Origin of the sequence: Ochrobactrum sp. C6C9, from assembly GCF_022627935.1 — a bacterium.
Lineage (GTDB): Bacteria > Pseudomonadota > Alphaproteobacteria > Rhizobiales > Rhizobiaceae > Brucella > Brucella teleogrylli.
Window position 1 is genome coordinate 169,975 of record NZ_JABXGB010000005.1, and the last position, 21,426, is coordinate 191,400.

Consider the following 21,426-nt stretch of genomic DNA (forward strand, 5'->3'; position numbering starts at 1 on the left):
GCGTGCAGGATCGACTCTGTAAGTTCCGAGCGGGCGGACCTGTTTCGCCCGCTTGCATGCGAGGGAGGAGAAAATGTTGCAAGAAAACCCGCAAAGGGGCGAGCAGGACAACGGCAAGGGGCAAGTCAGCGCCACCCCCGACGCTCTCAAGCTTATTCGTGAATTGCAGGCCGAATATGGGCCGATCATGTTCCATCAGTCGGGCGGCTGCTGCGATGGTTCTTCGCCAATGTGCTATCCGCAGGGCGAATTCGTCATTGGCGATACGGATGTGAAGCTGGGCGAGATTGGCGGCGCGCCGGTCTATATCAGCGGCCCGCAATATGAAGTTTGGAAGCACACCGAACTCATCATCGATGTTGTTCCGGGGCGCGGGGGCATGTTCTCGCTCGATAATGGGCGGGAGGTGCGTTTTCTGACGCGATCCCGCATATGTTCCGTTCCCTGAAAGCTTTGGCCTTTTCGTTATCCGGCGAACAAGATATCCAAAGCACATCCCGAAAAGTGTGAAACGGTTTTCGGATCAGATGTGCGCAGTAAAAATGTGCACATCCCGAAAAGTGTGAAGCGGTTTTCGGGCAAGATGTGCGTAAAATAAAAGCAGGCTCTTCGGGGAGGAAGTCGATTCTACATGGCCGCAACGGGTAAGAGAGCGACGATACACGATGTGGCGCGTCTGGCGGGCGTGTCGATCAAGACCGTTTCACGCGTTTATAACGACGAACCGAATGTGCGCGAGGCGATCCGCGAAAAGGTGCGCGAAGTGGGGCAGGAGCTGCGCTATCGGCCCAATGCGGCGGCGCGCAATCTGGTGGAACGCCGCTCGCATCTGATTGGTCTTTTCTTCGAAAATCCCAGTTCCAGCTATGTCGCCGAATTGCAGATGGGCGCGCTGGAACGCCTGCGCGGAACGCGCTATCGCCTGCTGATTTTTCCGGTCGAGAACCGCGCCGATATTCGCGGTGCACTGATAGAAACCGCCCATGCATCGGGCCTCGACGGCATCATCGTGACGCCGCCCATGTCGGACGATCCGGAAATTTTGCAGGAACTTTCCGCTTCGGCCATGCCCTTTGCGCGCGTGGCGGGCGATGTCAATGTACATCCAACCGACAGTATTTCAATCGATGACGAGGCCGCAGCCGTCGATTTGGTGAACTATCTTCTGAAACTCGGTCATCGGAAGATCGCCATCATCATCGGCGACCCGACCCACCGCTCCGCCGAATTGCGGCTTGCCGGATACCGGAAGGCGCTGGACGCGGCGGGGATCGAGCGCAATCCGGATTATGAGGCGCAGGGCGGGTTCAGCTTCGCCAGCGGTTTGGTCGCCGGAAAGAAGCTTCTGTCACTCGAAAATCGTCCAACGGCGATCTTCGCATCCAATGATGATATGGCGGCAGCCGTGGTGCAGATGGCGCATGACCACAAACTGTCTGTTCCGGGCGATATTACCGTGGTCGGTTTCGACGACAGTTCGATTGCCAGCATGGTATCGCCGCAGATCACCACCGTGCGCCAGCCGATTTTCGAAATGGCGCGCGGGGCGGCGGATATGCTGTTGAACCATATCGAAAATGGCCAGATTTCGCCTGCCCGGAAGATCGATTACAAGCTGATCATTCGTCAGTCAGCCGGCAAGGCCCCTGTATAGCTTTCAGCTTTGGGATGGCACGGGGAAAAACCGGTCTCGCGCGTAACTACTGCCGAAGATCATGTCATATTGCAGCATCTGGTAATCGCGCAGCAGGGGCGCAAAAGGCGGGCGCTGTTGCCAGCCTTCATCGGCATTTTCATCGCTATCGAACACGGCATGCGCATCGACGACGCGATACTGGTCATGCAGCTGGCGCAGGAAACCGGTGTAATAGGGATGCTGCATCCCGGCCATTTCGAGTATCTGCATTGGCAGGAATGCCGGGCTGATCGTGCCCGTACCGCGTTCCGCGCCGCGCTTGTTCGACCACAGCACCAGCGGCGTTTCATGCTGGAGAAGCATGTCGCGAGCAGGCGCGATGCGGCTTGCAACACGTTCCTGCATGAAGCCGGTTTCCGTATAGACGGGGCCGAGTGGCGGCAGGTGATCGCCGAAGAATACCAGAATGGTCTCGCGTTCGCGCTTTGACGCCCAGTCCATCAGGCGTGAGAGGCTGGCGTCGGCATCCATCGCGCCTTGTGAATAGGTGCGGATCGACTGGCGCACAGCGTCGCTGGCGTCGGCCTGCACGTCGAGCTTCGAATCCGGATAGCGGTTGGCCTCATAGGGACCGTGGCCTTGCAGCGAAACAGCAAAGAAGAAGAACGGATCTTCCTGCGCATCCGCCTCGCGAATGATCTCGCTGGTCAGCGCGTCGTCCGAGGCGAGCATGCCGCGCTTTTCCAGCGGCGGCATGTTTTCTTCGGACATGAACTTGTCAAAGCCCATATTTTCATAGACGGGACCGCGGTTCCAGAACCACTGGCGATAGGGGTGGATCGCCCGGGTTGCATAGCCCTGTTCCTTGAAGAAGCTCGCGAGCGAAGGCAGCGGACGCCGGACATATTGCTGATAGGGAATGCTGCCGGAAGGCAGGAATGCCTTGGAAAAACCGGTCAGCGCTTCGAACTCGACATTGGCGGTCATGCCGCCAAATTCCGGCGAGAACACATGGCCGGATTGTTCAGCGCGCACGGTCGGGATCGGATCAGCACTGAACGCCACGCCCGGCAGGCGGGTCGGGTCCCAGAAGGACTCGCTCATGATCATGATGACGTCGGGTTTGCCGGTTTCAAGTGCTGCGGGAATGAGCTGCGCGGGCGGCTCGATCGAGGCAATTGCTTCCGGCGAATAGCCTTCCGGCGCAAACACGGTTGCCATCGGCACATTCAGGATGAAGGCCATGGTGAAACCATTATGCGCGTAATTTTCCTTCTGATCCCACATGATGGGCAGAACGCGCAGGCGGTCACGCGCCAGCGAAAAGCTGGAATAATCGGAAATGAAGGCGAACCACGCCAGCAGCGGCAGCGCGAAGGCCAGACGAAGCACGCGGCCTTTCCACGGAATGCGGTCGAAACGACGCCACCAGAAAAGGCTCGCGGCAATCAAAAGTGCTGCGCTGGCAAGCAGGAGAAGGGCGATGCCGACAGCGCTCCACGGGCGTTCACGCACCAGAAGCGGCAGCAGATCGACGATCTGGCGGGCATAGAGAAAATCGCTCGGATAAAGCGGGTCGCCGAGATAAAGGCTTTTCTCCCGCGCAGTGGCGGCGGCGATCAGCGCCAGCGGCCCCACCACGAAAAGCCCGTAATGGATGCGCCCGAAAATCGCGTCGCTGGCGGTCAGCACCACAACGAAGAAGGCAACTGTCGTCCATGCAGGCTTGTGCGGCGTGCGGAAAAACGCAATCGTTTCGGCAAAGGAACCGCGAAAAATCCATTCAACGGAGAAAACCAGAAGAACGGACAGGACAATGGAAGCAAGAGCAACCCAGGCAACACGCGCAGGCCAGGAAACATGCGAAGCGCCGAAAATGGCAGCATCGCTCCAGCGACGTTCGCCCGCGTTTTCCACTACTCCAGACATGCCTTACTCGCTACCATTTCTTCCTGTGAGAAATTTCGTGTCACATTTCTGTCATGGAAATGTCAAGCCACGGTTGAGCGGCGGGTGATACCGGACGTGATCTGAACGCACAATGAATGGAAAAAGCCCAACAAAAATAGGGCCGGAATTGCTTCCGGCCCTATTCTTCAAGTGCTGACGATAATCGTCGTTTAAATGACGTCCTCAAGCCCCTTGGTCAGTTCCAGCGCCTGCCGTTCGAACAGACGGCGGTAGATGCCGCCCGGCTTGCGGATCAGCGCGTCGTGGTCGCCTTCCTCGATGATGCGACCCTTGTCGAAGACCAGCAGCCTGTCGAGTGCACGCACCGTCGAAAGTCGGTGCGCGATGACGAGCGTGGTGCGCCCGACCATCAGGCGTTCCATCGCCTGCTGGATCAGCACTTCCGATTCCGAATCGAGGCTGGACGTTGCCTCGTCGAGGATCAGAACCGGCGCATTGGCGAGAAACGCCCGGGCGATGGCCACGCGCTGGCGTTCGCCGCCCGACAATTTTACGCCGCGCTCACCCACCAGTGTCGCATAGCCCTTCGGCAGCCGCATGATGAAGTCATGCGCGCTGGCAAGGCGTGCCGCTTCCTCGATCTGACTTTGCGTCGCGCCGGGGCGGGCATAGGCGATGTTCTCGGCCAGCGTGCGGTGAAACAGGATCGGCTCCTGCTGCACGATGGCGATCTGCGAGCGCAGTGACGCCTGTGTCACGTCGGCGATGGTCTGGCCGTCAATGCGGATGGCGCCGTCATTAACGTCGTAAAGCCGCTGGATCAGCTTGACGAAGGTGGTCTTGCCGGAGCCGGAATGGCCGACAAGGCCAACCCGCTCGCCCGCATCGATCTTGACCGAGAAGTCGCGGTAAAGCGCGGCTTCATGGTTGCCATAATGGAAGGTGACGTGATCGAAGGTGATCTCGCCAGCGCCGATCCTGATAGCGGGCGCGCCAGACCTGTCGGCAATGCCATAGGTCTGTGCTTCGATCTCGACCAGTTCCTCCATGTCGTTGACCGACCGTTGCAGGTTGCGGATATGCATGCCGACATCGCGCAGATAGCCCTGCAGCATGAAGAACGCCGTCAGAACGAAGGTGATATCGCCTGCAGTGGCCTTGCCCTGGCTCCACAGATAGAGCGCAAAGGCAATAACAACGCCGCGCATAACCAAAAGGTTCGCGCCCTGGATGAAGCCGTTCAGCGTGCCGATCAGCCACGTGCGGCGCGTGCGACTGCGCCACTTGGTAACGACCTTCGAGAGACGAAGATCTTCGCGGCTTTCCGCGCCGAATGCCTTCACGACAGCGTTGCAGGAGATGGCATCGGCCAGCGAGCCGCCCATGCGCGTGTCCCAGCTATTGGCCAATGTTGCGGCAGGCGCAACGAAGCCGAGCGAAATCACAATCGTGCAGACGATGAATAGCACAGAGCCGATTGCAACCAGCAAGCCCATCAACGGCCAATACCACGACAGCAACGCAACCGAGCCAAGCAGCATCAGCAAGGATGGCAGCAGGGCGATGATCAGCGTGTCATTGAGCAGATCGAGCGCCCACATGGCACGCGAAACCTTGCGCACCGTCGATCCAGCAAAGGCATTGGCGTGCCAGTCGGTCGAAAACCGCTGCAACTTGTGGAACGAACTTGCCGCCATGTCGCTCATGATCTTCAAGGTAAAGTCGGTGATGACATAGAAGGTCAGCTGGCGGGTGATCAGCGCCAGCGCGCCGAGTGCAAGCAAGATCACCAGTGCTTCGATTGCACTGTTCCAGGCGCTGTCGCCGCTTAGCGAAAGCGCATCCACCAGCCGTCCGGAATAGAGCGGGGTCAAGACATCTGCGGCTGTTGCAAGCAGCATGCCGATTATCATCAGCGCCAGCCGCAAGGGCTGACTTCGCCAATGGCTGAAAGTGTAGCCGAGGACATTGCGGAACGCAGGCCCCCGGAAATCGAGACGAAACCGAGTCATATCCATATTACCAGCCTGTGCTCGCGCGCAGAAACTGGCCCTTGATTGAGAAAAACAAAACGATCGGCACCCGGAGGAGCCGCGAACAGCGATGGTTTGGAAAGATGCTCCGAAGGAGCGGACAGGTCAGCCTGCCGGGTGGGCCGCGGACCTAGCGGTTAGAAGCGCCCGCGAAAACACTGGGCACCATTGGGAACGGGTAATGGACACGCATCTCATACCTCTTGCCAGTGTTTCAGATGGTTGCACAATAAATGAGCAAACCCATTTGCCAAGGCCCAAAATGCAATTTCTAGTCTGCAAGGGGCGGGGTGTGGCAATTTTGCAAGTTTTCGAATTTCTGAATTTTAAAAGTAATACTTTTCAATTTTTCTGTTACAAGCGCTTGCGCCCTTGCATTCGCCTGTTCGCTGCGCGAATGGAGGTCAGATATATCAGTGCCGCACGGCCGATATCGGGAATTCACGGGAGAGTTACATGACAATTCATCAGAATCTGATCGCTGGCGAGTGGGTTGGCGGCGACGGCATTGCCAATATCAATCCGTCTGACACCAACGATGTGGTGGGCACCTATGCCCGGGCCACCGCCGACGACACCAAAGCTGCGATTGCCGCTGCAAAGGCCGCTTTCCCGGCCTGGTCGCGTTCCGGCATTCTGGAGCGCCACGCAATTTTGCGTAAGGCTGCCGACGAAATTCTGGCGCGCAAGGACGAGCTTGGCCGTCTCCTGTCGCGCGAAGAGGGCAAGACGCTGGCCGAAGGCATTGGTGAGACCACCCGCGCCAGCCAGATTTTCGATTTCTTCGCAGGTGAAGCCTTGCGCCTTGCCGGTGAAACGCTGCCTTCGGCGCGTCCGGGCATCGGTGTTGAAGTCACCCGTGAACCGGTCGGCGTCGTCGGCATCATCACGCCGTGGAATTTTCCGATCGCCATTCCGACCTGGAAGATTGCGCCCGCGCTCTGCTATGGCAACACCATTGTTTTCAAGCCAGCCGACCTCGTGCCGGGCTGCTCTTGGGCGATTGTCGATATCCTGCACCGCGCCGGACTGCCGAAGGGCGTTCTCAACCTCGTCATGGGCAAGGGCTCGGTTGTCGGTCAGACCATTCTGGACAGCGCCGATGTTCAGGCCGTGACCTTCACCGGCTCGACCGGCACGGGCAAGCGCGTTGCTGCCGCCTCCATCGAGCATAACCGCCGTTTCCAGCTGGAAATGGGCGGCAAGAACCCGGTCGTTGTTCTGGATGATGCCGATCTCAATGTCGCGGTCGAATCCGTCGTCAATTCAGCCTTCTTCTCGACCGGCCAGCGCTGCACGGCATCCTCGCGCATCATCGTGACGGAAGGCATCCACGACAAGTTCGTCGCCGCCGCCATCGAAAGGCTGAAGGGCGTCGTGGTCGATAATGCCCTGAAGCAGGGCACGCATATCGGCCCGGTCGTGGATGAAAGCCAGCTTCAGCAGGACATGGATTATATCGAGATCGGCCGCAAGGAAGGCGCGAAGCTTGCCTTTGGCGGCGAACGCCTCAACCGCGAAACGCCGGGCTTCTATCTCCAGCCAGCGCTCTTCACCGAGGCCACCAACCAGATGCGCATCAGCCGCGAGGAAATCTTTGGCCCGGTCGCTTCGGTCATCCGCGTCAAGGATTATGAAGAAGCGCTTGCCACCGCCAACGATACGAGCTTCGGCCTGTCGTCGGGCATCTGCACGACGAGCCTGAAATATGCGACCCATTTCAAGCGCAATTCGGAAGCGGGCATGGTGATGGTCAATCTGCCCACCGCCGGCGTCGATTTCCACGTGCCATTCGGCGGGCGCAAGGGTTCGAGCTACGGTCCGCGGGAGCAGGGCCGCTATGCCGCCGAGTTCTACACGACGGTCAAGACGGCCTATACGCTGGCCTGATAAAGCATGTCTCCCGAAAGTGGGAACCGGTTTCGGGATAAAGACATGCGTAAAAACAAAAGCTTTAGCGGTCTGAGAGAATGCGAAAACCGGCGGTTTCCCCGCCGGTTTTTTATGCGGCTTTTTTAGGCCATGCGGCCAACTTGCGGGCGAAATGCGATACCGTGCCATGCAGCAGCATGGTGAAAGCCGCCAGCACGAACAAACAGGCGAACATCAGATCCACCTTGGCGCGACCATTGGCGAGCAGCATCAGATAGCCGAGACCTTTCGATGCGCCGACCCATTCGCCCACCACCGCGCCGATGGGCGCATAGACGGCGGCAAGACTGAGGCCCGACGCCAGCGATGGAAAGGCGGACGGGATGCGGATGCGAAACAGGATCGCCATGCGTCCGGCCCCCAGAATTTCCGCTGCGTCGATCAGGCTCGTTTCGGTGCGCCGCATGCCGTCGAAGAAGGTCGAAACGATGGGGAAGAAAATCATCAGCACGGTGACCGCTATCTTCGATGCGGGACCATAGCCGAGCCACAAGGTCAAAATGGGGGCGAGTGCGAAGATCGGGATCGCCTGACTGAACACCATGGCGGGGATGACAAGCCGCTGCGCCAGCGGCGACATCATCAGGCAGATCGCGGTGGCAATGCCGACCGCACTGCCGAGGACAAGGCCGCCCAGCACTTCGCCGATGGTGGTGGTGGCGTTCTCAGCAATCAGCCCGGCATTGCCGATCAGCGCCTGCACCACATCGAGCGGGCCGGGCAGGATGAAGCGCGGCATTTGGCCAATGCTCACCACCGCCTGCCAGATGGCCAGCGCCACCGCCGCCGACAGCAAGCCGTCGGCGATGCGCCTTGTGCGGGAACGAGTCGAAATCGTGGCGTCCAACTAAGCCACTTTTCCTGAAACCGCTTTCAACCCCATCGACCAGAACTCGGCTTCGAGCCTGCTTGCGGTTGCAAAAATCTGGCAGAGTCTTGCCCAACGCGGGCTTTTCTCGAAGTCGTCGCCGATGCGGTCTTTGGCGGCCTGATCGAACAGCTTGCCGACCGTGTGGCACATGTCCTGATATTCAGGCCCCGCATAGGTGTCGATCCACTCCTGATAGGGTGTGCCGGGCAGGGCGGTCACGGCGAGGTTGAGGCCGATTTCACCATAGCCATGCGCGCAGGGCACAAGCGCGGTGAGAAGATCGAGGAAGTCGCCGGCCTGCCCGCAGTCGAGCACATAGCGCGTATAAGCGAGGTTTTCCGGCTCTTCCTCGGTCGCGTAAAGCTCGTCTTCGCTGATCCCCTCGCGGGCGCAGATGCTGACATGCAGCGGCAGTTCCATATGGGCAAGGCCGTGCATGATATCGGCGCAGAGCCGGGTTTCCTGCAATGTGTTGGCCTTGACCACGCCGAGCGCAAAAGCGCGGGCATAGTGGTGCAGATAGACATAATCCTGACGCAGATAATGCAGGAAGGCGGCTTTCGGCAGCGTGCCGTCGCCCAATCCCCGCACGAATTCATGCTCGATATAGGGCTTCCAGTCGGCAAGGGTCGCGGCGCGAAGCCGCGTGAACAGTTCGGATGAATAATGCGGCTGTGGCTGGCTCATGACTTGCTCCCTTCGGCGTTGACGTCGATGGCGAATTTCTCGACCGGCAGGATGGAAGGAACCAGATTGTTCTCCTTGAGATAGGCCTCGTAACGCTGCCAGCGACCATAATCGAGGCTTGCAGGCGCGCGGGAAAAGCGCGCTACGGTGTCTTTCCAGGCGCGCTGGTTCAGCTCGTCGTTGAGTTCGGTGCTGTAGGATGAAAACAGCTCAAAGCCCTTTTCCGGGTGATTGACGATATATTGCGCTGCCTTTTCGGTGGCTGCGAGGAAGCGCGAAATCTTACCCTTTTCCGCTGCATCCAGTTTGTCGGAAGCAGCGACATAGACCAGCTCGTCATAAACCGGCACGCCTTCTTCCTCGACGAAAAAGCATTTGCCGGGCACGCCTTCGACAGCCATCTGGTTCAGCTCGACATTGCGATAGGCACCCATCACCGCCTCGACCTGCTTCGACATAAGCGATGGCGCCAGCGAGAAATTCACATTGATGAGTTCAACGTCGGAGAGTTTGACGCCATGCTGGCCGAGAATGGTGCCAAGCAAGGTTTCTTCGGTTCCGGCGACCGAATAGCCGATCTTCTTGCCCTTGAGATCGGCAATGGCATTCACCGATCCGTCATCGCGGGTCATCAGGCAGTTGAGCGGCGAGTCGATCAGTGTCCCGACGCGGATCAGCGGAAGGCCTTCATGCACCTGAAGATGCACCTGCTGCTGATAGGAAATGGCAAGATCGGCCTGTCCTGCCGCCACCATTTTGGTGGGCGTCGACGCGTCGGCAGGCGCGACGATTTCCAGGTCCAGCCCGGCATCCTTGAAATAACCGAGCTTGTCAGCAACGATGATCGGGCCGTGATCGGGGTTCACATACCAGTCGAGAATGAGCTTCAGCTTGTCGTCAGCATGAGCCGAAGTGGCAGCCGTGAGGGCGAGGCCGAACAGGGCGGCGAAGACGGTCTTTTTCATAATGTCTGCTCCAGAGCATGGTCAGCATAAGCGCGCGTGGTTTCGATCCACTGGCGCAGGCGGCTTTCGGGGTCGGCATTAAGGGTGATGTCGGTGACGACGGACACGATATCGGCTCCCGCTTCGAATACGCCCGGTGCGCGTTCGACGCTCATGCCGCCGATGCCGACCAGCGGAATGTCGCCGATCCGTGCTTTCCATTGGCCAAGACGGGGCAGGCCCTGTTCGTGCCATTTCATCTTTTTCAAAATGGTCGGGTAGATGGGGCCAAGCGCGATATAGTCAGGCTTTACCGACAAAGCGCGGTCGAGTTCGGCCTCATCATGGCTCGAAACACCCAGTTTCAAACCACAGGCGCGAATGGCGTCGAGATCGGCATCGTCAAGGTCTTCCTGCCCCAGATGGATGAAGTCGCAGCCTTCCTCCAGCGCCAGCTTCCAGTAGTCGTTGACGATCAGCTGACAGTCATGGGCAAGGCAGATTTCTCGTGCGGCGCGGATTTCACTGCGCAGCTCCGCCTCGGTCTTGTCCTTGACGCGCAGTTGCACCAGCCTGACGCCGAGCGGCACCATGCGCTCAAGCCATTTGGCGCTGTCGAAGATCGGGTAGAACGGATCGAGGGCCATTACAAAAATGCCTTTCCGAGAAGAGGGGTGGATGGCGCGGCCATGTCTCGCGCTTCGATGGCGTCTGCCTCGAAAGCGAGCCGCCCGGCTTCAACCGCTAGCGCGAAACCGCGCGCCATGGCGACGGGATCGCCAGCCTTGGCTACAGCGGTGTTGATGAGCACGGCGTCATAGCCCAGCTCCATCGCCGCCGCCGCGTGGGACGGCACGCCGATGCCAGCATCGACCACCAGCGGAATATCGGGGAAATGCGCCCGCATGGTTTTCAGCGCGTAAGGATTGTTGAGGCCACGGCCCGAGCCGATGGGCGCGCCCCAGGGCATCAGCACCTTGCAGCCAGCCTCGATCAGCTTTTCCGCGACGACGAGATCGTCATTCATATAGGGAAAGACCTCAAAGCCATCGTCGCAGAGAATGCGCGCGGCTTCCACCAAGCCGAACGGGTCGGGCTGCAATGTGTCGTGGTCGCCGATCACCTCCAGCTTGATCCAGTTGGTGCCGAAGATTTCGCGCGCCATCTTGGCCGTGGTCACCGCTTCACGCGGCGTGTGGCAGCCTGCCGTATTGGGCAGAACGGCCACGCCCAGTTCGCGGATCAGCGCCCAGAAGTCCTGTCCGGCGCGCGCATCGCCGCTTTCACGGCGCAGCGACACGGTGACGATTCCGGCCCGCGAGGCGCGCACCGCATCTGCAAGAACAGCGGGCGATGGATATTGCGCCGTGCCGAGCAGCAGGTGGCTTTCAAACGTTTTTCCGTAGAATTCGAGCATCTCAGCCTCCCTGCATCGGGGCCAGAACTTCGATGCGGTCGCCAGAAGACAGGGTCGCGGTGGAGCGCTCATCGCTGGCCACGAATTCACCATTCAGCGCGGTTGCGACCACCGCTTCGTCCAGTTCGATTTCGGCGAGCAGCGCCGCCAGATTGGCTGCTGCCGTGGTGATGACTTCACCGTTCAGCACGATCGTCATGCATAGTCCTCCACAAATTCGGGCTTGGTTTCGGGCGTGGTCGCGCTCGCAACCGCCATCCGCGCTATCGCCGGCGAGAGCAGGAAGCCGTGGCGGTAAAGCCCGTTGACATAGATGGTTTTGCCGCGTCGCCTTACGCGGGGCAGATTGTCGGGAAAGGCGGGGCGCGCATCGACGCCGGTTTCGAGAATCTCCGCTTCGCCGAAGGCCGGATGGAGGGCGTAAGCAGCGCTCAAAAGCTCCAATGTCGAGCGCACGCTGATGCCACTGCGCTGATCGCTTTCGATCATCGTCGCGCCGATCATGTGCACACCGTCGCCGCGCGGCACGATGTAGAGCGGAATGCGCGGATGCAGCAGGCGCACGGGCCGCGAAAGGTTGATGTCACGCGAGCGGACAACCAGCATCTCACCCTTGACGCCGCGCAGATCCGGCAGCACATCGCGGGCGCTGAGGCCGCGTGCATCCACCACGATATCCGCATCGATCTTCGCTGCGTCCGCTTCCGTATTGAGGTGAAAGACGACACCCTTTCGTTGCAGGTTTCCGGCCAGCTGAACGAGTGTCTTGCGCGGATCGAGATGCCCTTCGCGCGCGAAGAACAGGCCCTGCCGGAAACGCCCGGCCAGATCAGGTTCCAGTGCATTGATGCGTTCATGATCGATTGTGTCGAAGGCTTTCGTCCGGCGGGCGAAACGGCGCAACTCGCTGGCGTCGCGGTTGTGCGACAGAACCAGTGTGCCTTCGCGCTTGACGCCGGAAACGTGTTTTTCCCACCAGCCGATGGATTCCTGACCAAGCCGCACCACAGGCTCTTCGGCGCTTTCGCCCTCGCACCATGGCGCCAGCATGCCGCCTGCCAACCACGAACAGCAATCGGAACCGATCTGCGGGCTGCGGGCAATCACTGTGACGGCATGGCCCTGATCGGTGAACTCTGCGGCGGTGGCAAGACCGGCGACACCCGCTCCGATGATGGTGACGCGCATCACGCAATCTCCTCCGCCCGGATTGTCCAGAGGTCATGGAAATGATGCACCGGCCCGTGGCCGTGTCCGATCTTCAATGTGTCGGCGGCGCGGATTGCCCCTTGCAGATAGGTATGCGCGTTCAGAACGGCTTTCTCCAGCGGCAGGTTTTTGGCAAGCTCTGCGGCTATGGCCGAGGAGAGCGTGCAGCCTGTGCCATGGGTGTTACCGGTCAAGATACGCGGTGCTTCAACCCGCAGCGTCGGCTGATCGGGGCGCACCAGCAGATCGACGCATGTTTCGCCTTCCGCGTGGCCGCCCTTCATCAGAACGGCTTTCGCGCCGAGTTCGAGCAATGCGCGGCCCTGTTGTTCGGCGTCTTCATCATCAAGCGCCAGGCCGCAACCAAGCAGGCAGGCCGCTTCTGGCCGGTTGGGCGTCAAAAGCGTGGCCAGCGGCACCAGTTTCTGGCGCAGAAGCGCTGTGGCGTTTTCGCTCAAAAGCCGGTCGCCCGACTTTGCCACCATCACCGGATCAACAACGACGGGACCGGAAAAATGCGCAAGGCCGCGCGCGATGGCGTCGATGGTTTCAGGCACGGAAACCATGCCGATCTTCACTGCCGCAACATCGAGATCGCTGAAAACGGCGTCGATCTGCCCTGCGACGATAGCGGGCGGGATATCGTGCACCGCGCTTACCGTGCAGGTGTTCTGCACGGTCACAGCGGCAATGACGCTTGCGCCATAAACGCCAAGTGCGGAAAATGTCTTGAGGTCGGCCTGAATGCCAGCGCCGCCACCGCTGTCGGAACCGGCAATGGTTACACAGATGGGCACAGACCGCATCTGGCCATTGTTGGTTTTGGTTCGGGAGAAACTATGTTTCTGGTTCATCGTGTCGTCTCTCATTCCGAACGGAAAGATGAGACGCCATGAACCTTTATGGAGCGTAAGCTCCTGTGGGGAATGAACCCCGTCCGCGACGCGTCAAACTCCGTTCCCTACGCAGGTATTACCCGGATCAGGTTCAATGGGTTAACGCGAGAACGCGCCTCTCAGCCTCTTGCAAGGCACCCCAACGAATTTTGCGTCCATAGGCATAGGCCGGAAGTTTTGAGTGGTCAAGCAATGTCTTCGCTGGTCGGGAAACAGTGTTGTCCCGTGTCTTGCACTGTGATTGGGCGCGATGAAAACGCCATCATCAGAAAAAACTTATATGAGCCTGTTTTTCATATATGGTTTGTTAAAACCATTGGTCGTAATCTATTTGCGGGGAAGTGTGTCTGGGTGGCGGTCCCCGCTTGTCTGTTTGTGAGCCTGTCTCATGAACACATGCGGAATATGATGTTCCAGTGAGAGGTTTTGTTGGCTAATTAAAACGACGGCATGTGTCGGCTTGGGCGAGGGGAATAAGAATGGCGAAGCGGAAAGCCGGTCCGGTACAGGCGGGAAGCTCCATGGCGAGCACGCCCCAGCAGGATTTCCGTATTCTGTTCACCACCCATCCGACGCCGATGTGGGTCTATGATCCACAAACATTGGGCTTCATCATCATGAATGATGCCGCCTATGCGCTTTACGGCTACACGCCCGATGAACTGCCCGGCATGACGGTCCTCGATATTCGTCCGCATACCGAGCGCGAGCGTATGCTGAGCGCTGTCCGGGATCGCAGCGATCTGGAGCGTCCGGAGCGCTGGCAGCACCGGCGCGCCGATGGCGAAATCATCGAAGTTCTGACCTATGGACGTGAGGTGCAGTTCGATGGCAGGGAAGCGATCCTCGCCATCGTGCAGGACCGGACGGAGCTGGCCAAGGCCAACCGGCAAGCAATCCATGCCCAGTCGCTGCTCGACAGCCTCGTCAGCAATCTGCCGCTCGGCGTGTTCATCAAGGACATGCAGGATGATGGCCGCTATGTCCTCTATAATCAGGCGGCGTCGCGGGCGAGCGGCAAGGCGGTCGATGCGGTTGTCGGCTTCACCGATGCGCAGCTGATGTCGGATCTGGAACGCCGCCAATATGCGCAGCAGGATCGTCAGGTGATGAGCAAGGGCGAGGCGCTCAGCGTCGAATATAAGTCCCAACATGACGACGGAACGCAGCGCATTCTGCGTGTCATCAAAAGTTCCATTCCGCCGGTTGAGGGCGGCACGCCGCGTTATCTGATCGGCCTGATCGAAGATGTCACCGAACGGCGCGAAATCGAGGAACGCATGGCCCATATCGCCATGCATGACAGCCTGACGCGCCTGCCCAACCGCGCCGCTTTCTCCCATCATGTGGAGGGATTGCTAAAAAAGCGCGGCGATGCGGAGCCTTTTGCGCTGTTTTGTATCGATATCGATCACTTCAAGAGCATCAACGACAATATCGGCCATCAGGCGGGCGACCAGCTTTTGCAACAGGTTGCAGAGCGTTTGCGCCAGATTACCACCTCCGACCAGTTCATCGCACGGCTTGGTGGCGACGAATTCGCCGTCATCTATCGCAGCGGCACCGTCGGCCAGATCGCCATGTTCGCAGACCGGGTGCTTTCGGCCTTTCAGGAACCGTTCCGGCTGGGTGACAATTCCGAATTCGTCACCTGCAGCATGGGCATCGCGCAGGCGCCGCTGCATGGCGACAATTCCGACGTGCTGATGCGCAATGCCGATCTGGCGCTCAATGCGTCAAAATCGAGCGGCAGGCGCACATTCCATTTCTACCAGCATTCGCTGCGTCTGGCCGCCGAAAAGCGCCACATCATGACGAGCGAACTGCGTCAGGCCTTGCTGTCCGAACAGTTCGAACTGCATTACCAGCCGATCTTCAATCTGGAGAGCGGACTGATTTCCGGCTTCGAAGCGCTGATCCGCTGGCGTCATCCCGAGCGCGGCATGGTATCGCCTGCGGAATTCATTCCGCTTGCCGAGGAAACCGGATTGATCGGCCCGATTGGCGATTGGGTGCTGTTGGCTGCCTGCCGCGAGGCGGTTTCCTGGCCGGAAGATATCAAGGTCTCGGTCAATCTGTCGCCGGTCCAGTTCAGCCAGACCTCGCTTCTGCGCTCTGTCACCGATGCGCTGGATGCAGCCCGCCTGTCGCCGAACCGGCTGGAACTGGAAATCACGGAATCGGTGTTTCTCTCCAACAGCAAGCACAATATCGAATTGCTGTTCGAGTTGCGCCGTCTGGGCGCCCGCATTGCTATGGACGATTTTGGCACCGGCTATTCCTCGCTCAGCTATCTGCGCTCCTTTCCGTTCGACAAGATCAAGATCGACCGCAGCTTCGTGTCCGGCATCGAAGCGGATACGCGCGATCTCGCCATCATCCAGGCGGTGGCGACGCTGGGTGCAGGCTTCAATATCGTCACCACCGCCGAGGGCGTGGAAACAGCGCAGCAGCTGGAACGCCTGAGAACCGAACGTTTCGGCGAAGTGCAGGGCTATCTGACCGGACGCCCGATGCCAGCCAGCGATGTGCATGCCTTCATCCAGAGCAATAACGGCACTGGTCTTGCCATGCCCGCAGCCCATAACCGCCTGCCGGTCTGACCCGGAAACTCCAGAAAAAACGCTGCCGCAATTCCGCTTTCAAAAAAGCACTTGACCTTCCAACGGTGGGAAGGACTACTTATATGGCAATTCAGAAATCTAGCCTCTGTTAGAGCGCATCCCGAAAAGTGTGAAACGGTTTTCGGACAAGATGCGCGCCCGAAGGCTGAAAAGGGACCGCTAAAGGTCACGAAGAGGATTGCCATGAACAAGCCCGTCGATCACGAATCCATCAGCTTTCCCGTTCCCGTGGAAGGCATGAGCTGCGCATCCTGTGTTTCCTCCGTCGAAAAGGCCGTGTCGAAGGTTGCGGGCGTCGACAAGGTTTCCGTCAATCTGGCCACCGAGCGCGCCGACGTAACCTTCAAAGGCGCGCCGGATCTGCCTGCCGTCATCGATGCCATTCGCAAGGCGGGCTATGAGGTTCCTTCCGGCAGCGTCGATCTTGCCATTGAGGGCATGAGCTGCGCTTCCTGCGTCAGCAAGGTCGAAAAGGCGTTGAATGCGGTGCCGGGCGTGACGCGGGCCAGCGTCAATCTGGCGACCGAACGCGCGCATGTGGAACTGGCGGGTGGGGTCGAGACATCCGAACTCGTCAAGGCCGTCGAGAAAGCTGGTTACGAAGCGCGGTCGCTGAACGATAGAAAAGATGAAGCGCCAGCCGAAACCCAAAGCGAAAAGCGCGATGCCGAAGCTGCGGAACTGAAGAAGAGCGTTCTGCTGGCCGCCGTCCTGACGCTTCCGGTCTTCGTGCTGGAAATGGGATCGCATCTCATTCCCGCTGTCCATATGTTCGTGATGGACCGGATCGGCATGCAGAACAGCTGGTATCTGCAATTCGTGCTGACCACGCTCGTCCTGTTCGGCCCCGGTCTGCGCTTCTTCAAGAAGGGCATTCCGGCGCTGCTGCGCGCCACACCGGATATGAACTCGTTGGTGGTCGTCGGCACGCTTGCGGCCTGGGGCTTCTCGCTTGTCGCAACCTTCCTGCCGGGCGTTTTGCCAGCGGGCACCGTCAATGTCTATTTCGAGGCGGCGGCGGTTATCGTCACGCTGATCCTGATCGGGCGCTATCTTGAAGCGCGCGCCAAGGGGCGCACCAGTGCGGCCATCAGCCGTCTGGTCGGCTTGCAGGCCAAGTCGGCCCGCGTGGTGCGCAATGGCGAGACGATCGATGTGCCGCTGGAAGACGTGCGCGCAGGCGATATCGTGCAGGTGCGGCCCGGCGAGAAAGTGCCGGTCGATGGCGAGGTGGTCGAAGGCTCGTCCTATGTCGATGAATCGATGATCACCGGCGAGCCCGTCCCTGTCGCCAAGGACGAGGGCGCGGAAGTGGTCGGCGGCACCATCAATAAAACCGGCGCTTTCACCTTCCGCGCCACCAAGGTGGGCCGTGATATGGTGATCTCGCAGATCATCCGCATGGTCGAGGATGCGCAAGCCGACAAGCTGCCCATTCAGGCCAAGGTCGACAAGGTGACGGGCTGGTTCGTGCCCGCCGTCATGGCCGCCGCCGCGCTGACCTTCATGCTCTGGCTTGCCATCGGAGGGACGGCCATGCTTGGCTACGCGCTGGTCAATGCCATTGCGGTGCTCATCATCGCGTGCCCTTGCGCCATGGGCCTTGCCACGCCGACCTCCATCATGGTTGGCACCGGTCGCGCCGCCGAGTTCGGCGTTCTGTTTCGCCGGGGCGATGCACTGCAAACCTTGCGCGATGCATCGATCATCGCCGTCGACAAGACCGGCACGCTGACCCAGGGCAAGCCTGCACTGGCGCATTTTGCAACGGTAGACGGTTTCGACAGGCACGAACTTCTGGCGCTGGTGGCAGCTGTCGAAGCTCGCTCGGAACATCCGATTGCCGACGCCATTGTGACGGCTGCAAAGGAAGAGGGCCTGAAGCTTGCCGATGTCTCGGCTTTCGAAGCAGTGCCGGGTTTCGGCCTCAAGGCGACCGTCTCGGGGCATGAAATCGCTATCGGCGCTGATCGCTATATGGCGAAGCTCGGCCATGATGTGGCGGTGTTTGCAGAGGATGCGACGCGCCTTGGCGATGAAGGGCAGTCGCCGCTTTATGCCGCCGTTGACGGAAAGCTTGCGGCTATCCTGACGGTCGCAGACCCGATGAAGGAGACAACGCCTGCCGCCATCGCCGCTCTACACGAACAGGGGCTCACCGTGGCGATGATTACCGGCGACAACCGCCGTACCGCACAGGCCATCGCCAAGCGGCTCGGCATTGATGAAGTGGTGGCGGAAGTACTGCCGGACGGCAAGGTCGAAGCGCTGAAGCGGCTTTCGGCTGGCGGCAAGCGGATCGCTTTCGTTGGCGATGGCATCAACGACGCTCCGGCACTGGCCGCGGCAGATGTTGGCATCGCCATCGGAACCGGAACGGATATTGCGATTGAAAGTGCGGATGTGGTGCTGATGTCGGGCGACCTGCGCGGTGTCGCCAATGCCATCGCCATATCCAAGGCGACGATCCGCAATATCAGCGAGAACCTCTTCTGGGCGTTCGCCTATAATGTGGCGCTCATTCCGGTCGCCGCCGGTGTTCTCTACCCCTTCACCGGCACTTTGCTGTCGCCGGTTCTGGCAGCGGGCGCCATGGCGCTGTCGAGCATTTTCGTGCTCAGCAATGCGTTGCGGTTGCGGCGGTTCAAGAGTCCCCTCGGCTGATTAACACGGCAATAGAGACTAAATCCCAAGCAAAGGCGACTCTCATGAGTCGCCTTTTTTCGTTTCCTCTGGTCTTTTTAGATTTCTGCCTAATTTTATTTGAAGGCAGAGAGTGTCGCGGCATCAGAAACGCAGCGGCGCTCCCACCCATCAGGACTTCTCGCATTCGATGTGTTCCGTGCATTTCTGTTCAGACACGGCGGGTCTGTAGTCACACTTGAAGGGGTAATATTTTGCTGATTTCCTTGACCTCCATCGTCCTTCTGCTGGTCGGGCTTGCGCTCGGCTGGGGCGGTATCGAGCTGATCACCCTGGGGGGCAGCTGGTACTACATCATTGCGGCTGTCGGCTTTTTGCTGACAGGCGCTCTTCTCTTCAAAAGAAGCGCTTCGGCCCTGTGGCTCTATGCGCTGATCGTGCTCGGGTCGCTCGGTTGGGCCGTCTATGAAGTCGGTTTTGACTGGTGGCAACTTGGCGCGCGTGGCGGCATCATCGTGCTGCTCGGCCTGTGGCTTTTGACCCCTTGGATCAGAAAGCCGCTCAATAGCGGCAAGGGCGGCGGCGGACTGCCGCTGACGGTCGCGAGCGTCATCGCGCTGGCCATTGCCGGCTATTCCATGACGCAGGACCCGTACAATATTACCGGCGACCTGCCGACAGAGAAGGTTGCGGCGACGCCGGACCTCGGCGGCAATGTGCCGGAAGGCGAATGGCACCAATATGGGCGCACGCCTTACGGCCAGCGTTATTCGCCGCTGGCGCAGATCACGCCAGACAATGTGTCCAAATTGCAGGTGGCCTGGCAGTACCAGACCGGCGACGTGAAGCAGCCACAGGATGTGGGCGAAACCACCTATCAGGTGACGCCGCTGAAGATCGGCGACTCGCTTTATCTCTGCACGCCGCATAATTGGGCCATTGCGCTCGACGCCGCGACCGGCAAGGAAAAGTGGAAGTTCGACCCGAAGGTCGGCTTCAACACCGACCGCCAGCACCAGACCTGCCGTGGCGTGAGCTACTGGAAGGACGCCAATGCAACGGCTGGCGCGAAATGTACAGAACGCGTTTATCTGCCGACCTCGGATGCGCGTCTGATCGCGCTCGACACGGCGACCGGTGAAATCTGCACCGATTTTGCCAATGGCGGTACGCTCGATCTCAGCCATGGCATGAAATATAACCCGGCCGGTTATTATTACTCGACGTCGCCTCCGGCTGTGGTCGGCGACAAGATCATCGTCGGCGGGGCCGTCAACGATAACTATTCGACGGAAGAGCAGTCGGGCGTCATCCGCGCCTTCGATATCCGCACGGGTGAACTGCTGTGGAACTGGGATTCGGGTAATCCGGACGTCACGACACCGCTGCCGGAAGGTCAGTTCTACACGACGAATTCGCCCAATAGCTGGTCGGTGTCCAGCGTGGACGAAAAGCTCGGCCTGATCTTCGTTCCGCTTGGCAATCAGGTGCCTGACCAGCTCGGCATGGGGCGCAGCGAAAATGTGGAGAAATATTCCTCCTCCATCGTCGCGCTCGATGTGAATACGGGTCAGGTGAAGTGGGTGCGCCAGACGGTCCACCATGATCTGTGGGACATGGACGTTCCGGCGCAGCCGGTGCTGCTCGATATCAATGGCACGCCTGCGCTGGTCGGCCCGACCAAGCAGGGTGACCTCTATGTGCTCGACCCCCGCACCGGCGAGCCGATCATTCCGGTCAAGGAAATCCCGGCTCCGACCGGCACTATCCCGGAAGATCATTCGTCGCCGACGCAGCCGATCTCCGATCTGACCTTCAGCCCGCCTGCATTGCGTGAAAGCGACATGTGGGGTGTGACGATGTTCGATCAACTGGCCTGCCGCATCAAGTTCCACCAGCTTGCCTATGAAGGCCGCTACACGCCACCTTCGCTGAAGGGCACCATTGTCTATCCGGGCAATTTCGGCGTCTTCAACTGGGGCAGTGTGGCGGTCGATCCGGTGCGTCAGGTCATGTTCGGCATGCCGACCTATCTGGCCTTCACCTCGCGCCTTGTCCCGCGTTCGGAAATTCCACCGAAGGGACAGGATGAGAAGGGCAGCGAACAGGGCTTGAACCGCAATGACGGCGCGCCTTATGGCGTCTTCATGGGACCGTTCCTCGGCCCGCTCGGCATTCCGTGCCAGACCCCGCCATGGGGCTATGTCACGGGCGTCGATCTGCGCACCGGCAAGACCGTCTACAAGCATCGCAACGGCACCATCCGCGATATGGCGCCGGTTCCGCTGCCGCTGAAAGTCGGCGTACCGGGCATAGGCGGACCGATGATCACGGCAGGCGGCGTTGCCTTCCTCGGTGCCGCCGTGGACAACTATCTGCGCGCCTATGACCTGACCAATGGCAAGGTTCTGTGGGAAGCACGTCTGCCCGCGGGCGGACAGGCGACACCAATGTCCTACACGGTCGGCGATCAGCAATTCGTGCTGATGGTGGCCGGTGGTCATGGCTCGATCGGCACCAAGCCGGGCGATTACGTTATCGCCTATACGCTGCCGAAGAGCTAACTCCCAACGGAAGTTGCAACAAAAACGCCGGGAGAAATCCCGGCGTTTTCTTCTGAATA

16 protein-coding genes and 1 riboswitch are annotated in these 21,426 nt (G+C 59.7%); of the genes, 6 read left to right on the forward strand and 10 right to left on the reverse strand.

The window, feature by feature from the left end:
• The first annotated feature begins 73 nt into the window (after positions 1–73).
• The gene (locus HWD97_RS05800) at positions 74–448 is read left to right on the forward strand and encodes a DUF779 domain-containing protein (protein WP_109368216.1); all 375 of its coding nucleotides are present in this window, start codon (positions 74–76) and stop codon (positions 446–448) included.
• A gap of 183 nt (positions 449–631) precedes the next feature.
• Positions 632–1,654, forward strand: coding sequence for a LacI family DNA-binding transcriptional regulator (locus HWD97_RS05805; protein WP_109368217.1), 1,023 nt, complete (start codon positions 632–634; stop codon positions 1,652–1,654).
• A gap of 3 nt (positions 1,655–1,657) precedes the next feature.
• On the opposite strand, the gene HWD97_RS05810 is transcribed toward HWD97_RS05805, so the two are convergent.
• Together HWD97_RS05810 and HWD97_RS05815 are read right to left on the reverse strand one after the other, a co-directional pair.
• A complete protein-coding gene (locus tag HWD97_RS05810; RefSeq protein WP_121537160.1) occupies positions 1,658–3,565 on the reverse strand; it encodes an LTA synthase family protein in 1,908 nt (635 codons plus the stop codon).
• Positions 3,566–3,756: 191 nt separating this feature from the next.
• On the reverse strand, positions 3,757–5,559 hold the full coding sequence (locus HWD97_RS05815) for an ABC transporter ATP-binding protein (RefSeq protein ID WP_121537452.1): 1,803 nt from the start codon (positions 5,557–5,559) through the stop codon (positions 3,757–3,759).
• Positions 5,560–6,036: 477 nt separating this feature from the next.
• On the opposite strand from HWD97_RS05815, the gene HWD97_RS05820 reads away from it, so the two are divergent.
• Positions 6,037–7,470 carry an aldehyde dehydrogenase family protein gene (locus tag HWD97_RS05820; protein ID WP_371834865.1) on the forward strand — a complete coding sequence of 478 codons (1,434 nt, stop codon included), beginning with the start codon at positions 6,037–6,039 and terminating at the stop codon, positions 7,468–7,470.
• A gap of 112 nt (positions 7,471–7,582) precedes the next feature.
• On the opposite strand, the gene HWD97_RS05825 is transcribed toward HWD97_RS05820, so the two are convergent.
• The 8 genes from HWD97_RS05825 to thiD are packed head-to-tail and all read right to left on the reverse strand — an operon-like array spanning position 7,583 to position 13,494.
• Positions 7,583–8,359 carry an ABC transporter permease gene (locus tag HWD97_RS05825; RefSeq protein ID WP_121537166.1) on the reverse strand — a complete coding sequence of 259 codons (777 nt, stop codon included), beginning with the start codon at positions 8,357–8,359 and terminating at the stop codon, positions 7,583–7,585.
• Positions 8,360–9,070, reverse strand: a complete 711-nt coding sequence (gene tenA, locus HWD97_RS05830) for a thiaminase II (RefSeq protein ID WP_121537168.1) — start codon at positions 9,068–9,070, stop codon at positions 8,360–8,362. It abuts the gene before it with no gap.
• Complete coding sequence (locus HWD97_RS05835) at positions 9,067–10,035, reverse strand: ABC transporter substrate-binding protein (protein ID WP_121537170.1); 969 nt, start codon at positions 10,033–10,035, stop codon at positions 9,067–9,069. Before HWD97_RS05835 ends, tenA begins: the two co-directional genes overlap by 4 nt.
• A complete protein-coding gene (locus HWD97_RS05840) occupies positions 10,032–10,661 on the reverse strand; it encodes a thiamine phosphate synthase (protein ID WP_121537172.1) in 630 nt (209 codons plus the stop codon). The genes HWD97_RS05835 and HWD97_RS05840 overlap by 4 nt, the downstream gene beginning before the upstream one ends.
• On the reverse strand, positions 10,661–11,431 hold the full coding sequence (locus HWD97_RS05845) for a thiazole synthase (RefSeq protein ID WP_121537174.1): 771 nt from the start codon (positions 11,429–11,431) through the stop codon (positions 10,661–10,663). The genes HWD97_RS05840 and HWD97_RS05845 overlap by 1 nt, the downstream gene beginning before the upstream one ends.
• Position 11,432: 1 nt before the next feature.
• The gene (gene thiS, locus HWD97_RS05850; RefSeq protein WP_121537176.1) at positions 11,433–11,630 is read right to left on the reverse strand and encodes a sulfur carrier protein ThiS; all 198 of its coding nucleotides are present in this window, start codon (positions 11,628–11,630) and stop codon (positions 11,433–11,435) included.
• A complete protein-coding gene (gene thiO, locus HWD97_RS05855; protein ID WP_121537178.1) occupies positions 11,627–12,619 on the reverse strand; it encodes a glycine oxidase ThiO in 993 nt (330 codons plus the stop codon). Before thiO ends, thiS begins: the two co-directional genes overlap by 4 nt.
• Positions 12,619–13,494 carry a bifunctional hydroxymethylpyrimidine kinase/phosphomethylpyrimidine kinase gene (gene thiD / locus HWD97_RS05860; protein ID WP_121537180.1) on the reverse strand — a complete coding sequence of 292 codons (876 nt, stop codon included), beginning with the start codon at positions 13,492–13,494 and terminating at the stop codon, positions 12,619–12,621. The genes thiO and thiD overlap by 1 nt, the downstream gene beginning before the upstream one ends.
• Before the next feature lie 87 nt (positions 13,495–13,581).
• Positions 13,582–13,688, reverse strand: a riboswitch (TPP riboswitch).
• Positions 13,689–14,015: 327 nt separating this feature from the next.
• Here thiD and HWD97_RS05865 point away from each other — a divergent pair.
• The 3 genes from HWD97_RS05865 to HWD97_RS05875 all read left to right on the forward strand — a co-directional run bounded on the left by HWD97_RS05865 (position 14,016) and on the right by HWD97_RS05875 (position 21,367).
• Positions 14,016–16,139: a bifunctional diguanylate cyclase/phosphodiesterase gene (locus HWD97_RS05865; RefSeq protein WP_235858901.1), complete on the forward strand. Its 2,124-nt coding sequence runs from the start codon at positions 14,016–14,018 to the stop codon at positions 16,137–16,139.
• A gap of 204 nt (positions 16,140–16,343) precedes the next feature.
• Positions 16,344–18,824, forward strand: coding sequence for a heavy metal translocating P-type ATPase (locus HWD97_RS05870; protein WP_371834866.1), 2,481 nt, complete (start codon positions 16,344–16,346; stop codon positions 18,822–18,824).
• A 233-nt stretch (positions 18,825–19,057) separates the two neighbouring features.
• Complete coding sequence (locus HWD97_RS05875) at positions 19,058–21,367, forward strand: glucose/quinate/shikimate family membrane-bound PQQ-dependent dehydrogenase (RefSeq protein WP_371834867.1); 2,310 nt, start codon at positions 19,058–19,060, stop codon at positions 21,365–21,367.
• The last annotated feature ends 59 nt before the right edge of the window (positions 21,368–21,426 follow it).